At 37.1% G+C, this 15089-nt stretch carries 12 protein-coding genes and 1 riboswitch; of the genes, 2 read left to right on the top strand and 10 right to left on the bottom strand.

Features of this window, described 5'->3' with window-relative positions:
• The first annotated feature begins 148 nt into the window (after positions 1-148).
• Positions 149-1171 carry a CAP domain-containing protein gene (locus tag ASE01S_RS00160; RefSeq protein ID WP_067836292.1) on the top strand — a complete coding sequence of 341 codons (1023 nt, stop codon included), beginning with the start codon at positions 149-151 and terminating at the stop codon, positions 1169-1171.
• A 76-nt stretch (positions 1172-1247) separates the two neighbouring features.
• On the opposite strand, the gene ASE01S_RS00155 is transcribed toward ASE01S_RS00160, so the two are convergent.
• Positions 1248-1757: a methylated-DNA--[protein]-cysteine S-methyltransferase gene (locus tag ASE01S_RS00155; RefSeq protein WP_067836288.1), complete on the bottom strand. Its 510-nt coding sequence runs from the start codon at positions 1755-1757 to the stop codon at positions 1248-1250.
• A gap of 609 nt (positions 1758-2366) precedes the next feature.
• On the opposite strand from ASE01S_RS00155, the gene ASE01S_RS00150 reads away from it, so the two are divergent.
• The gene (locus ASE01S_RS00150) at positions 2367-3077 is read left to right on the top strand and encodes a DUF421 domain-containing protein (protein WP_067836285.1); all 711 of its coding nucleotides are present in this window, start codon (positions 2367-2369) and stop codon (positions 3075-3077) included.
• Positions 3078-3223: 146 nt separating this feature from the next.
• On the opposite strand, the gene ASE01S_RS00145 is transcribed toward ASE01S_RS00150, so the two are convergent.
• The 9 genes from ASE01S_RS00145 to htpG all read right to left on the bottom strand — a co-directional run bounded on the left by ASE01S_RS00145 (position 3224) and on the right by htpG (position 14706).
• Positions 3224-5941 carry a S8 family serine peptidase gene (locus ASE01S_RS00145; RefSeq protein ID WP_067836281.1) on the bottom strand — a complete coding sequence of 906 codons (2718 nt, stop codon included), beginning with the start codon at positions 5939-5941 and terminating at the stop codon, positions 3224-3226.
• Between the two features lie 335 nt (positions 5942-6276).
• Positions 6277-6801 carry a CueP family metal-binding protein gene (locus ASE01S_RS00140; RefSeq protein ID WP_067836278.1) on the bottom strand — a complete coding sequence of 175 codons (525 nt, stop codon included), beginning with the start codon at positions 6799-6801 and terminating at the stop codon, positions 6277-6279.
• A 231-nt stretch (positions 6802-7032) separates the two neighbouring features.
• The gene (locus ASE01S_RS00135) at positions 7033-7923 is read right to left on the bottom strand and encodes a LysR family transcriptional regulator (RefSeq protein ID WP_083511971.1); all 891 of its coding nucleotides are present in this window, start codon (positions 7921-7923) and stop codon (positions 7033-7035) included.
• Positions 7924-7928: 5 nt separating this feature from the next.
• A complete protein-coding gene (locus tag ASE01S_RS00130; RefSeq protein WP_067836275.1) occupies positions 7929-8510 on the bottom strand; it encodes a chromate transporter in 582 nt (193 codons plus the stop codon).
• The gene (locus ASE01S_RS00125; RefSeq protein ID WP_067836272.1) at positions 8507-9052 is read right to left on the bottom strand and encodes a chromate transporter; all 546 of its coding nucleotides are present in this window, start codon (positions 9050-9052) and stop codon (positions 8507-8509) included. The genes ASE01S_RS00130 and ASE01S_RS00125 overlap by 4 nt, the downstream gene beginning before the upstream one ends.
• Before the next feature lie 938 nt (positions 9053-9990).
• Positions 9991-10797: a YitT family protein gene (locus tag ASE01S_RS00120; protein ID WP_067836269.1), complete on the bottom strand. Its 807-nt coding sequence runs from the start codon at positions 10795-10797 to the stop codon at positions 9991-9993.
• Between the two features lie 301 nt (positions 10798-11098).
• Positions 11099-11539, bottom strand: coding sequence for a YndM family protein (locus ASE01S_RS00115; RefSeq protein ID WP_067836266.1), 441 nt, complete (start codon positions 11537-11539; stop codon positions 11099-11101).
• A gap of 181 nt (positions 11540-11720) precedes the next feature.
• Positions 11721-12398, bottom strand: coding sequence for a thiaminase II (gene tenA, locus ASE01S_RS00110; RefSeq protein WP_067836263.1), 678 nt, complete (start codon positions 12396-12398; stop codon positions 11721-11723).
• 264 nt (positions 12399-12662) lie between these two features.
• Positions 12663-12772, bottom strand: a riboswitch (TPP riboswitch).
• A gap of 56 nt (positions 12773-12828) precedes the next feature.
• A complete protein-coding gene (gene htpG, locus ASE01S_RS00105) occupies positions 12829-14706 on the bottom strand; it encodes a molecular chaperone HtpG (protein WP_067836260.1) in 1878 nt (625 codons plus the stop codon).
• Positions 14707-15089 lie beyond the last annotated feature (383 nt).

The following is a 15089-nucleotide window of genomic DNA, read 5'->3' as shown; positions in this document are numbered from 1 at the left end:
ATTAACGACCTGTTTAACCAACCTATCGAACTAGATAGAACAAGTAAGTAATGAGTGTATTAAGGTTTTGGTAAATAACGGTGCGATTGTAACAAAAAAAGCGTGTTATGATGATGACGAACGAAAAAACAAAAGGAGTGTTAAAGTTATGTTTAAAAAAATAGCCGTAACAGCTATTGTATCAGCAACATTATTGTTAGGTACTTCATCATCCACACAGGTTGAAGCAGCTAATTTTAAACGTGCAGAAAATCTTTTTTCACAGCGTAGTGTTGCTGTCAATTTTGATAGATTAAGTAATCAAGTTCAACGATGTCTAGAAAAATACTTTAATAAATTTACTCAAGCACATGCATCAAAGAATAATGATCAATCAGGTGATAACAATAAGGTGCAAACACCTGAAAAAACAGAAGAAAATCAGGAATCTAGCAAACAAGAGGAACCTGAAGCAGCTAAGCCTGAATCAAAAGATCCAGAAGCAAAGCAACCCGATAAAGAGGAAGCACAACCAGAAAAAGTTGAGCAACCTGATAAAGAAGAAAAACAATCAGAGAAAGCTGAACAACCTGATAAAGAAGAAAAACAATCAGAGAAAGCTGAACAACCTGATAAAGAAGAAAAACAACCAGAAAAAGCTGAACAACCTGATAAAGAAGAAAAACAACCAGAAAAAGCTGAACAACCTGATAAAGAAGAAAAGCAACCAGAAACACCAGCTGCTCAAGAACCAACTGAAAACAATCAAGCTCCAGAGCAAACAAACAATGGCCAAGCTGAGCAACGCTCAGAATTAAATGCATTTGAGCAAGAAGTTGTTGAGTTGACTAACCAAGAGCGTGCTAAACATGGGCTTTCTGCGTTGGAAATTGATACAAAGCTAAGTTCTGTTGCAAGAGAAAAGTCTCGCGATATGGCAAGTAGTGGCTACTTCTCACATAATAGCCCAAATTACGGTTCACCATTTGATATGATTAAGCAATTTGGGATTAGCTATCGTACCGCAGGTGAAAATATTGCCAAAGGTCAAAGATCTCCACAAGAAGTAGTAAATGCTTGGATGAATAGTGAAGGTCACCGTGCTAACATTTTAAATGCCAACTATACCCACATTGGAGTTGGATACGTTGAAAATGGAAATCATTGGACTCAAATGTTTATCGGAAAATAAGTCACAAATAAAAAGTGAAGCAAAAACTGGCAGGTAGATCGCTAGTTTTTGCTTTTTTTAATTGAATGACTAATTATCACATGGCTTGCTCAAGCTTTAATAGCTTTGCCTTCATCTCTAAGCCAGCTCGAAACCCTGTTAATGCCCCATTTTTACCAATAACACGGTGACATGGAATGACCATTAAGAGCGGATTAGCCCCGATTGCTGATCCCACTGCTCTAACCGCACGAGGTCGATTTATGCGTTCAGCGATTTCCGCATATGACCTGGTCTCGCCGTACGGTATTTCAGCTAGCGCTTCCCATACCTGCTGTTGAAACCTTGTTCCAATGGGATCAATCTGTAATTGAAATGTTTCAGCTTCACCCAAAAGGTAGGAAGTTAGCTGATCTTTATACACCTGTAATTTTTGGTCATCTTGAATCAGTTTATAGTGAGAGTAGCAACGTAGCGCCCAATTATTTACTTCCTCGATAGATTGATAGGGAGAGCCAATATAGCACAAACCTTTCTCGCTTGCGACCACAATGAATTGCCAATCTTGCATAATAAAATTACTCCAATAAAGATGCGTTTCTTGCATTTATCGTTACCTCCTCAGCCATAATCCCCTAAATGATTGGTCGATTTGAACAAAATAATCTAACAGTACTTGTTCTTTCATATGTGTATTGTAACAAACGGACTGGTTAATGTGTTAGTATTTGTTCCTATCACATAAAGTGAAACTTCGTTCAGTGCGGGTTTCGACGCATAGGATGTGCTCGTGCAGACGTCGCGAACTTAGTCAGCTTCCTCTCTCCCCACTAAACGTTAGTTGAGCCAATCGGGCCATTACTGTCTGTTGGATCTCCTACTTAGACATGACGTGTTCCATTATTTCTTCAAGTGGGAGGCTTATAGCCAGTTACACTGTGATAAATGTATTCATTAAAGATTGTCCACGCGCTCAACAAATCCCTTTTTTACTACCTTTGTTTTAATCTCAGTCAGGACTTACGCAAACCTATTTCGCTCAGAATGATAAAAGTTGAGTTCAGCTAGTAACTATTTTGGTGCTATCTCCATTTTTAGATATGAATCAAGTTATTTCTTTAATACAGTCGTTGTTTAACTTCTTTTAATATGTTTGGTATCATCTTTTTTTATTAGTCAAAACTAAAAGCGAAAAAAGAGATGAGGAGGGCTAGCGATGCTTATGCACTTCACGGTTATATTTAGATCCATTATTGCTTTTTCATTATTACTATTAGGCACACGCATACTTGGCAAACAAACCATTTCCCAAATGAATATGTTTGACTTTGTTGCGACAATATCATTAGGCTCCATCGCTGCTAATTTAGCCTTTGATACATCGATTAAAATGCACCATAATATTTTAGCCTTTATTATCTTTGTGTTCGTGATCTATCTGACAGCTTACATCTCTTTAAAAAATACCAGAGCCCGAAAGCTTTTAGCTGGTAACCCGACTGTCCTTATTGATAACGGCGTTATACTTAAGGAAAATATGAAAAAAATGCGTTATACACTTGATTATCTCAATCAACAATTGAGAGAAAAAGATGTCTTTAATATTTCAGAAGTATTGTTTGCCATTTTAGAAACAAATGGTACCTTAACCGTTCTAAAAAAACCACCCTTTCGGCCAATTGTGAAACAAGATTTAGCTATTCCTACTTCGGTTGAATCGAGATTAGCCGTCGAGTTAATTATGGATGGGAAATTATTAGCAGATAATTTGATACAAAATAACATTAGTGAGGATTGGCTGAAACGCGAGCTTACCAATCGCCAGTTAAAAGAATCAGACGTCTTCTATGCGGTTTTATCTGCTAATAATCACCTTTTTGTTGCTAATTATGATCAAGATTTAAGCTGTCCAACTAATCAAGAATGATGTCATCGTCCATATATTTAGAAGCAAAATTGCCAAATATTCAAAAACCTTGATTACGCCTACAACGCAATGTACAATTAATTATCCTTTTATCGTCTTTGTAGGTTGATCTAGAAAATGATCTGTAAACCTTAAACTTAACGATATTATTGCTGTTTTTCGGCTCCAGCAAATTTCCATACACCATCTTCTTTATCAAAATCAATCAAATAGTTCTCATGATATGAATCGCCACCGTAATCTTGTGGTCCGATTTCTCGTGTCTGTTTAAATTTGAAAAATTCATTGCCTTTGACTATCACTTCAAAATCATATGGAGCTTCATAAAAGGACGGTGGAGCTGCTGGTTGCCAATAGAGAGAAAATGCTTCGTTAATTATCGTTTCCATTCCTTTTTCAGCAACATAATCGCTCACTGCTGGATATACTAACTGATAAACCTCATCATAGAATGGATGGTTAGGGTTGACTCCAGAGTTCCAGATCGTTACGCCATCATCATAGTCATAATACTTCTCAAATAGATCACCTATATATACCTCACTGAGCGACGTCGATATCTTTTGATAGCTTTCTTTTATGATTGTTTCGAGCTCACCATCACTAAGTTTTGATTCATTTTCTTGTTTTGCCGATTCTCCGCCATTTATAACAAACGGAGTAAAGGAATGATTGATGATGTCGATTGGTCTATATTTTTCATTAATCTTTTCTACATCTGCGTCTGTCAGTAACTCCTCCGGGTTTGATAAACTTTTATATCTCAATTCCACACCCTTTTCTTCTTCATAACCTGTCTTCATCTCCACAGTTCCATCATCATTTAAAGTATAAAATATCTCTTGAAAAACACTTCCTGCTCGTAAAGACGAAGATGTCTTGATGGTGCCATCTTTATAAATATTGATATTCTTACGTATCTCATTTTCAAAAATCTTAACAGGTTTGTTATTTTTCAAAGTATATATCTCATGGATTTCGGATCTTCCATCTTCTCGATAAACACCTAGGATTAATTCAGGTAGCCCGTTACCGGCTATATCCCTTAATTCATAACCATAATCATCCGGAAGAGACTGCGGTTCATAATGAATAGGCCCCAAATCTTTCTCATCTAGCTCATTCTGACCCCACTTCTCACTCACGGCCATACGATATGTTTCTAGCAACTCGTTGTAATACGGGAATTCATTCAAATACGTTTTGATGACTGAGTAATAGTGAGGATGTTCATTTAAAAATGCCGTCATATTTAACATTGGATAAGAACCTTTTTCCCCTTTGCTCTCTATAACAATATCTTTTGCACTATTTATCAAAAGTCCCTTTACATCGCTGGCTGCCATATCAGGGTTATAGGACCAGACAAGTGCGGCCGCTCCAGTAACCATAGGCGCGGCAAACGATGTCCCACGCACTGGCTTTCTATCGTCTTCATCCTCTTTGGTCCGATCGATATACAACCCGCTAGCCGGTGCTGCAATGTCGATGGCCTCACCATAACTTGCCCATGCTGGTGACTGGTAGCTTGTCTTATCTTCTGATAGTTCAGCGCCACCAACAACTATAATATGACTTAGAATATCTTCTAATTCATATTGTAACTTGCTTTCGCCTTGTGCAGTTGCCAAGTCATATGTATCTTGATTTATATTTGCAAACACACCCGTACGCCATACCTCTGAGGCGGTCTGTTCATCCCAATCCTCATTTTTTGCTCGACTATAACCATTCCCGGCACTCTGAATAATCAAAAATTGATTGTTTCTGTCAGATGCCAAAAGTTCATCTAAGGCTAAAATCAAATTTGCTGAAACTTGATTATTTGAATTTTGTTCAGCATGTAAATACCGATGATACGCTTCATCTTGCTTATCAACATTTTGGAAAAATTGCTGAAACCAATTTTCTTCTTTGCTCCATCTTTCCTTACTCATAGGTGATGTTCCCCACGAAAGATTAATCACCTTTACCTCATGATCTTGACTATTCTTTATCTGACCAATAATTTCAGTTTCAGATATGGTTTCAATTTCATCCTTTGTGATATCGCCCATGCTTCTAAACTTAATCTTAGCAACTGGTTCCGCAACCCCACGAATTGTCTCAGAATTTTCATCTGCAGCGATTGTTTTCGTTACTAATTCTGCGTGTCTCTTATACTCTGCGTTTTCAGCAACATTGACGACAACAACTGTTTCTTTATCAATCGCAGCATCATCAATATTTTCACCTTCTTCACCCAGTTTACCAGTTTCTAATACAGCTACGTCAACTGTTTCAAATTCATCTTCATTATTGTCCAAGTAATACCAAGCAGAATAAGCACTGATCGCTTCAGCCCACCAATTATCACCCTCTGGATTGGCCTGATCAATTTTCTCTATATTTCCCTGCTCTTCGCTGTCATTAAGATCGGAAATAAACGATGGTGTTGACGGCTTTGCTAACTTTACCAACTGATTATTCTCAAATCGATCAGCAAGTTGATTGAGTCCCTCTAATGACCTCTCTTCCACTTGAATCTGAAGCATATTAATCGAGCCTTGTAATTGTCCAACAAGTTCTCCATTTACGACATTCGCAAGTTCCTTGGCTTGCTCATTCGATATCTCTGAACTAAGTATTAGATTCAATAGATTTTCATAAAAGAAAATTTCAGCTTCACTGTCGTAACCAATTTCCTCATGACTTGGACTATAAATAAAGTCACCATTCTCAAAGATCGTTGTTTGATCTTTGGTCATACTTGATACCACTAACTCCGATGCATCTTTATTTTTATTTCTCATCATGAAAATACCACTAACTATTAGAATAATCATTAACAATACCGATAATAGCTTGACGTTGTTTCTTTTCATTATGAAATAACTCCCCTCAGAAATGTTTCTTCAGATATTGAGTTAAGTATATTCGCTTATCCCCTATCTACCTGATTATTATACTATTGGATTTTGATTATAAACTCAATGGAAATGCAGGGAGCCATGGTGATATTCACTGTAAATCTAAAACGAATATTGAAACTAATGGGGGAAAAGTAAGCAGAATGAATGATAAAAACACGACTCTAATTTCAAAAACTGATATTAGAGTCGTGTTTATCTATAACAAAATTTATTTTCACTGAGAAATGATAAGATTTTCAGTGGCCTCGCTATTTAAGGATGTTTTTTTATTGGAATCGTTAATGATTCTATTTTAATTGCATGGTCGTTATGCACGTAGGATCATCTCGGAATGATGATAATTCTGACTTTGCTGATTTTCCATTTTGAGAGATAATCACTTGATAGGTTTGATTACGTGGTAGCCACAAATCAATAAAACCATTACTTAAAGAGGTTACAGTCTGATCGATTATGACATTACCATCGGCATCCTCTATTAACAAGTCAAATTCTTCATTAACCATCTCTCCTTGGCATCCCGTTAAACTATGGTTGACACATGGATGTGTTTCATCCTGATAAGGGGCAATGGAGATAAAGAATTGATCATCAGGTAGATCATATGTAATTTCTTCGTTGTTCTGCTTTGTTACAATCAGCTGCTCAGATGTAATCGAAGCTGATATGTCGTTGTGATTTCCAATGCTATAGTTGTGCACAAGCTCTTCAATTTCTGCTGATGTAAATTCTGTCGTTTGATTTCTATTTATGATGACAACAGTTAGGATGACAGCCACTATTATCGTAAAAATACTGATTATTTTCTTCATGACAGCATAATCTCCTTTCTATTCTACCAAAAATATTTTACCATAAGCTTAAGGTTATTTTTGGTAAGTTGCCATTTTGTCACAAAAATTTAACTTCATTCAGCAGAAGTCTCTCCCTTCTATAAGTGGGAAGTTGAATGCCTACTGCAGTTAAAGTCACAGAAAAAAATAATAGCCAGTATTAATCTTTACATTTCAATCATCCTATATTATAGCTAGAAAAACATTAAGCTAATTTAACGCCTTATTCTCTTTAGTCGAGAATAAATCTAGAAAATCTAAACCACGTTTTGGGCATGATCTATTCTTCATTTTAATTGCAGTAATTTGTGTATATAACTCGGTATCCGTGATTTCCTTCTTGATCAACTTTATTTGTCCGGTGTACATAGAGATAATTGATTTCGGTACAATTGCAATTCCCATCCCCGCTTCTGCCCACATTAATGAAGTACGTGCATCATCATTTAAGCAGGAAATGATCGGATTAATCCCTTTCTTTTGAAAAGCAGCTTTAATCACGTGCTCCATTCGACGGTAAATAATAATCGGAAGCCCTTCTAAATCTAATATTGATAAACCTTGTTCAGGATATGCTTGTAAAAAGCTTTGTGTAGCGATCGCATACATAGGCTCTGGTTCTAAGCGATAGCATTGATAATCCTGTGATTGGAAAGGCGTTCTGACAATAGCTATATCAATAACTCCCTCATTTAATTGCTCTAATAGCTCATAAGTATTGCCTTCATAAATCTCAAACGTTGTACTCGGATGCATTTGTTTAAAAAATTGTAACCGCCACTGATAAAGGGCAGAGCCAACTGAAGAGATCATCCCTAGCCGAATCGTTTCACCCTGCCCATTCTGGAAATGGTCAAGTTCTCTGATCGTCATATTAGATAGTGAAACAATGGCATTGGCTCGTTTATAGAGTATTTTTCCAGCCTCCGTCAATGTTACCTTTCGAGCACCGCGCTCAATTAGCTTAACATGGAGACTCTCCTCTAATTGCTTTAGTTGAGCACTTAACGGCGGCTGTGAAATACCGAGTTGTTTAGCCGCAGCCGAAATCGTTCCGCTTTCAGCAATTGCGATAAAATATTGCAACTGTTTAATATTCATGATTATCACCCTGCAAAATTAAATATAATTCCAATTAGTGCTGAAAAAGCAATAAACACAACTGGATGCAACTTTTTCGTAGTACGCTGATAATTGGATAAATAAAACAACAATACAGCTAGAATTAATGCACGCACATTGACTAAATCGGTAATCGCCCCTGTATCTCGGAACAATTCCACTCGAATCAAATCAATCGTGATAACTGTAAATCCTGCTGCTGCTATTAGAGCTGTCGAAGCAGGACGTAAACCGTAAAAGACTGCCTGGACGTGATGGTTATCTTTAAATCGATTTAAAAATTGGGCAATCATGATAATAATGATAATCGAAGGTGTAACAAGTCCAATCGTGGAAACAATGGCTCCTAAAAAACCACCACCCATGTAGCCGGCATATGTAGCCATGTTTATCCCAATAGCTCCTGGAGTAGACTCTGAAATGGCAATCATATCCGCTAGCTGCTCATAACTAAACCATCCCATGCGATCAGAAATATCATATAAAAATGGTAAGGTAGCAAGACCACCACCAATTGAAAATAAACCTATTTTAAAAAACTCATAGTATAACTGTAAATATATCACTGCTCTGTTGCTCCTTTCTTCATTTTTGTTAGCAAGCCAACGATCGCTGCTAAAACGACAAAAACGACTGGGGATAGGTTAGTAAAGATAGATAAGGTAAAAATAGCAACAAAAATAATAATGCCGACCTTATCAATGATAGAGCTTTTCCATAGCTTGAGTACGGCATTTAAAATCAGGACATAAACACTGACACGTACCCCAGCAAAGGCGTTTTGAAGTAGCATTGAATCAGCAAAATTATTCAAAAACATCGCAATGACACTAATAATAATTAACGGGGGAAACACAACACCTAATGTGGCGACAACACCACCTAATATCCCCATTGTTTTTTGGCCGATAAATGTTGCGGTATTAATCGCAATGACTCCCGGTGTTGTTTGGCCAATAGCATAATAATCGACTAATTCTTCTGATGTTGCCCATTTCTTTGTTTCAACAACCTCACGTTGGATAATTGGCAGCATGGCATAGCCACCACCAAACGTCAAAACTCCAATTCTTGCAAAAGTTACAAATAAGTCCAATAGTACTTTCAAGATTCCCCCACCTTTCTATATTCTTGTTGTATATAAGTATGAAAAGATATACTTTTTATGTATATATACTACTTTTAGAAAAAGGGTATGTCAAATGAGTTGCTTTTCTTGTTTTGTTGTCTCTTTAATGGCACTTGGAGGTTAATTGATTCATTTACAGCTGCTACATGTGAATTTCTTAGTCTTTTGAGTGAATAGATTAACTTGCATAGCTTGTCCAAAGCTGGTAAAAAAGAGTGTTTACTATAAGCCTTACCAAAAATCGTATAATTGTTAAAAATAATGATACAGACATGTTTCAATCCGCATTCTTTACAGTATAATAACGTTAGAGAGGAAAGTAAATGGTCACCAAGGTTTTGTCCTTTACCTTAGTGACCATAGCAATAGATCGCCCATAGAGTGGCAGTCTAACTTCTTTTCACACCTACCACCCTATTGTCAGCTTGTGGGCTTAGATAGGGTGGCTTTATTTATGATTATTTTTATTTGCTATAATCAAAATGAGTGTAGCAAAGCTAATCATAATGACTAAACTTTCATATACTGTCATAATGATCACTCTCCCTCCATAGGAAGTGACCGCCACCCTATAAGCTTCTATCGCTACTATATTATAAGAAGAAAGTAAAATAATGTTCTAAACAGATTAGCGTGATTTCAGTATTTCGTTGTTTTGACTAGTTAAGAGGTCGGTCAGATGTTTATCCGATCAGAGATAAACGAATGATCTTTGCAAATAACATCGCGTAAGTGTCCATAGGAGTGATGAGTCATTAAAGAGCGTGTCTTTGTAACGAAAAATTAGTTCATATAGTAGGGCTGGATGGACTAATTTTTAAAGTTAGTTGTAGTCAAAAGTGCTATAAGCATCATAAAAAACCGCTAAGGTGGGTTATTGGTATCCTCTTAGCGGTTTGCTTCAAAGTAAATCCAACTTAATTTTGAGCGAATTCTCCATCAACCTCCACCGTTTCATAAATATTAATAAATGCGTTAGGATCATGCTTACGGACTATTTTTTTAATTAACATCGTTTCGTATCGGGTGACAACCATCATTAATATTTGCTTTTCTTCCATGGTATATCCACCATACCCATTTGTTATAGTTATGCCTCGATAAATCGAATCAAGCAACTCCTGTCTGATTTGTTCACCGCAGGTCGTCACAATTTGCAGTGTTAATTTAATGTGATTTGTGTGGACGGTATCAATAACACGCCCTGTAATATAGATTGAAAGCATCGTATATATGGCGATATTCCAATCAAATATCGCTCCAGAAATGAGTACAATAATCCCATTCATTCCAGTTAGGAGTAAGCCTACTCTAATATTACTCATTCTAGACACAATCATGGCGATAATATCAAAACCACCGCTAGTACCAGAATATTTTAAAATAAGTCCGATCCCAACTCCTGCCATGACACCACCGACTATACTTGATAATAAGGTTTCTTCTACCACTGCTATTTCAGGAATTAAATAAAGAAAAAGTGATAAAGAAATCACACAAGCAATTGTATTATAGGTAATGGTACGTCCTAATTTAACAAAACCTAATATGAGAATGGGAACATTCAAAGCAAAGTTAAGAAGACCCGTTTTGAATGGGGTAATCAAGCTGATTAAAATGGCTATACCACTAACCCCGCTACTTAGAAGTCCATGTGGCACAAGAAATAGATTAAAGGAAGTTGCCACAATAACTGAACCTATAATTATGACAAGCGATCTCATCTGTTTGCCTCCTCAACTGCGAATACATGCCAGCTAAATTTAGCAAATGTTTTGACCACTGTCAATATAAATTCTTATTCACATTATATTCAAAAAATTGTTACACACTTTCTCTGGTCTTAGCAACTAGCCATAATACTTGACTGATCAATGAAACACCATAACACGAAGTGTGCTATGGTGTCCCTGTTATCAAATACGTCTTGGCGTATTCGCCGAGCTTCGCTCGTAAAGTGAAACCTTGTTGTTGAATCACATGCAAATGGGTATTCATTTCTTGGAAGACTTCTACCGATTGAAGTTAAAGCTTGTCATCGTCATCACCAAAGTCCTCTAAATAATCAAATTCATCTGACGCTTCGGTGCTGTAATCATAGTTCTCTACTCGTAAAGGTTCCTCATCATAATCAAGCACTTCAGCCACATATGGGTGGAAAAACAATTCATATATACCAATCACCAGTGCCGATAAAAAGGCAGCGGTTAGGGGGTCTCCACCTACTGTTAACATATCAGCAAGTAGATAAATGGCAGCAAAAGCAATACCAAAGTCAGCAAGTGCTGCTATGACATTATTGGTTCGTCTTAAAATAATTAAATCACCGATATAGTAGGAAGCAATACTGACAAAGTTAATCAGAAAGATAGAGCTAACAGCCATACCATAGCCTATACCGAGAACTAAGTATAGTAAGACAAATGTTGCAAGAAATTTTAACACAATTAATTTAACATGTTCCATCCTAAACACCTCCGATAGGCTTAGGATGGATAAGTTTAGTAATAATATGCATTCTTTACATTGTTTTTTTTGCTTTTTTAGTTATCGAGACTGAATAAAATTTCAAAATGTTGCTTCGTATTGTTGGTTAGTCCATTTTTACACTAGTATATAAAGAGGATACCACCATTAAATGTGGGTATCATTTTAAGTAAGCTTCTATCGGCCATTTTTCTAAAGTATAGGCCATCTCCCAAAATAAATACTCATACTGACAACTTATCACAAAATGGTCTTTCATTCTGTTTCGGTCCAGCTCTGTTACTTGACTAGCAATTTGATCTAAGCGATTGATTTGTTCATAAACCAATTCCTTAAACCAATCTGATCCATATGTTTTAATCCATTCTTGATAAATGGGCTCTTTCGGTCTTTTATATTTTAGCTGCTCACCGATCTCATAATATAGCCAATAGCATGGCAGTATCGCAGCGATAAGATCCCCAAGGTGTCCAAATTGAGCTGCTCGATACATATGCGAGCTATATGCATAGGCTGTTGGAGCGGGCTTAAATGCTCGCTGTTCCTCTTCAGTAATATTAAGAAGCTTAGTAAAGGTGCGGTGCAAAGCCATCTCAGCTTCATATGTTCCCTGTGCATGTATCGCCATCCGATTTGTTATTTCTAGTGTATCTGCCTTCGCTCCACCCAGGGCCTGCACTCGGGCAAAATGGGTTAAATAATACGAGTCCTGCATAACATAATAGCGAAAACGGTCTAACGGCAAGGTTCCATCTCCAACTCCTTGGACAAATGGATGCTCAAAGCTAGCCTGCCAGATTGGATCTGCCTCTGTTCGAATAAGTTTAGAAAATTTCATAAAATATTTCTCCTCTCATCATTAAGTAAGGGAAACATAAATATTTCACCCTTCTTACCCTGTTCAAGTTGTGCTAAAACGCTTATGCTGACTTGTCGTTCAGCGTTGTTAGCAGATTTGGCTAAGGAATTAACGATTTTTCACCAGATCTCAAGGCTCTTCTCTGATCTTAAAGCTAATGGTTGATTCAATCTGTGACGCATAGCAAAAAACCACTTCTCTAAAGACAGAGAAGTGGTCACAAAATAAGCTGCTTAAGCTTGCTTAAGTTTAAAGCCACTTCCCTCCGCTAGTTTGAACTAGATCAGGTTCTAAGAGTCTTGAAGCTTAACTTCAATCTCAGTCACTTTACGGTGACCCCCCTAGTGGTATTGACGTTATTAAATTTTTCCACAGTTATACCTTACCATTGATTAGCGATATGTCAAGCTTACTGCATGACTTTCCAAACATCATTGGTGTAGCTGATCGGGTCCTCAATAGGTAGCCCTTCAATTAATAATGCCTGGTTATAAAGAATATTAGTGTACGTTTCAATTTGATCTGGATCGGATGAAAAGATGGCTTGAATCGCTTTGAAAATATCATGGTTCGTATTAATTTCTAACACTTTTTCTGCCTGAATACCTTGATTATCTGGCATCATACTTAATACTTTCTCCATCTCAATTGAAATGTCACCCTCATTACTTAGACAAACTGGGTGTGATTTTAACCGTTTAGAGCTACGGACATCACTAACTTTTCCTTTTAAGATATCCTTCATCTTATCAAAGATAGCCTGATCTTCCTCATTCACTTGATCTGACTCACCTTGTTCTTCATCATCGAGACCAAGATCACCACTCGAAACCGATTTAAATGATTTCCCTTCATATTCTCCCAGCATCTTGATCGCAAACTCATCAATATCATCAGTGAAATATAAAATTTCATAACCTTTATCACGGACCATCTCTGTTTGAGGTAATCGTTCAATACGGGCATTGGTTTCACCAGTTGCATAGTAGATAAAGGATTGCTCATCCTTCATACGCTCAACATACTCTGATAATGTGACAAGTTTTTCTTCTGTTGAAGAGTAGAATAAGAGTAGGTCCTTAAGTGTATCCTTATTCTGACCAAAGTCACTGTAAACGCCATATTTTAATTGGCGACCAAAGGCATTATAGAACTTTTCATATTTCTCTCTATCATTTCGTAAAAGCTTTAACAGCTCTTGTTTAATTTTTTTGACAAGGTTTTTCTCAATTAGCTTCAGCTGGCGGTCATGCTGAAGCATTTCGCGCGAAATATTTAATGATAGATCCTCTGAGTCGACGAGCCCCTTTACAAAGCTAAAGTAATCTGGTAACAATTCTGGGGCTTTGTTCATGATTAAAACGCCATTAGAATAGAGTTCTAGACCTTTTTCATATTCAGCCGAGTAATAATTATACGGAGCCGTCTCTGGAATATAAAGAATGGCTTGATAGCGAATGTTACCATCGACACTAACATGGATATACTCCAGCGGTTGATCGAAGCCATAGTGTTTCTCTTGGTAAAATTGATTATAATCGTCATCAGTTAATTCTGCTTTATTTTTCTTCCAAATTGGAATCATACTGTTAACGGTCTTTTCTTCGACGATCGTTTCATATTCGTCTTCTGAGCCTTCTTTTAATTTTTCTTCACTTAATTCCATTTTTATTGGATAACGAATAAAATCGGAATATTTTTTAATAATCGTTTGGAGTTGGAAAGGCTCTAAAAATTGATCGTAATCATCATCTTCCGTGCTTTCTTTAATTGTTAACGTGATTTGAGTACCCGTTTCTTTCTTATCACAAGGCTCAATAATAAAACCGTCTGCCCCTTCTGAATACCAGCGATAGGCCTGCTCCTCCCCTAGCGCTTTTGATTCAACTGTGACTTGGTCAGCCACCATAAAAGCTGCATAAAATCCAACACCAAACTGACCAATAATGTCATGACCGTCTTTAATTTCATTTTCTTTCTTGAATGCAAGTGAGCCACTTTTAGCAATCACACCAAGATTGCTTTCAAGCTCTTCCTTGGTCATTCCGATCCCAGTATCTGTTACCGTTAACTGACGCTTATCTTTATCCGTATCAATTCTTATGTAATAATCTGATTGATTAAATGTGATCGAGTCATCAGTTAAAGCTTGGTAATACATTTTATCGATTGCGTCACTCGCATTGGAAATTAATTCACGCAAGAAAACTTCTCGCTTGGAATAAATTGAATTAATCATCAGATCTAATAATCGTTTGGATTCTGCTTCAAATTGTTGTTTGGCCATGTGTCTCTCCCTCTTTCTTTAATAATATTAGCACTTAATACTTACGAGTGCTAACATATATTTTTTAACATAGAAAGAAAGGGTTGTCAATAAAGTGAAACTTCGTTCAGTGGGGTTTCGACGCATCGGATGTGCTCGTGCAGACGTTGTGCACGACGTCGCGAACTTGGTTAGCTTCCTCCTCTCTCCCCACTGAACGTTAGTTGAACCAATTGGGCCGTTACTGGCTGTTCGATCTCTCGCTTAAAAGACGTGTTCCCTTATTAAGTGAGAGTCTTACAAAAGCCCTTCGATGGGGCGAGTAATCGCAGCCCCAGCCAGTTACACTGCGACAAATCTACTATTCGACTCCCACCCTTTAATTTCTTGAGTGGACGATCAAC

It is taken from the genome of Amphibacillus sediminis NBRC 103570 (genome assembly GCF_001552275.1).
Lineage (GTDB): Bacteria > Bacillota > Bacilli > Bacillales > Amphibacillaceae > Amphibacillus_B > Amphibacillus_B sediminis.
The sequence above is the reverse complement of the archived record's forward strand: the minus strand, read 5'-3'. Positions and strand labels throughout refer to the sequence as shown.

What these genes read in the sequence shown, in the direction of transcription:
- tenA (WP_067836263.1), bottom strand. Translation starts at nt 12,398, where the DNA reads ATGAAATTTTCTAAACTTATTCGAACAGAGGCAGATCCAATCTGGCAG.
- ASE01S_RS00150 (WP_067836285.1), top strand. Translation starts at nt 2,367, where the DNA reads ATGCTTATGCACTTCACGGTTATATTTAGATCCATTATTGCTTTTTCA.
- ASE01S_RS00160 (WP_067836292.1), top strand. Translation starts at nt 149, where the DNA reads ATGTTTAAAAAAATAGCCGTAACAGCTATTGTATCAGCAACATTATTG.
- ASE01S_RS00115 (WP_067836266.1), bottom strand. Translation starts at nt 11,539, where the DNA reads ATGGAACATGTTAAATTAATTGTGTTAAAATTTCTTGCAACATTTGTC.
- ASE01S_RS00120 (WP_067836269.1), bottom strand. Translation starts at nt 10,797, where the DNA reads ATGAGATCGCTTGTCATAATTATAGGTTCAGTTATTGTGGCAACTTCC.
- ASE01S_RS00140 (WP_067836278.1), bottom strand. Translation starts at nt 6,801, where the DNA reads ATGAAGAAAATAATCAGTATTTTTACGATAATAGTGGCTGTCATCCTA.
- ASE01S_RS00145 (WP_067836281.1), bottom strand. Translation starts at nt 5,941, where the DNA reads ATGAAAAGAAACAACGTCAAGCTATTATCGGTATTGTTAATGATTATT.
- ASE01S_RS00135 (WP_083511971.1), bottom strand. Translation starts at nt 7,923, where the DNA reads ATGAATATTAAACAGTTGCAATATTTTATCGCAATTGCTGAAAGCGGA.
- htpG (WP_067836260.1), bottom strand. Translation starts at nt 14,706, where the DNA reads ATGGCCAAACAACAATTTGAAGCAGAATCCAAACGATTATTAGATCTG.
- ASE01S_RS00155 (WP_067836288.1), bottom strand. Translation starts at nt 1,757, where the DNA reads ATGCAAGAAACGCATCTTTATTGGAGTAATTTTATTATGCAAGATTGG.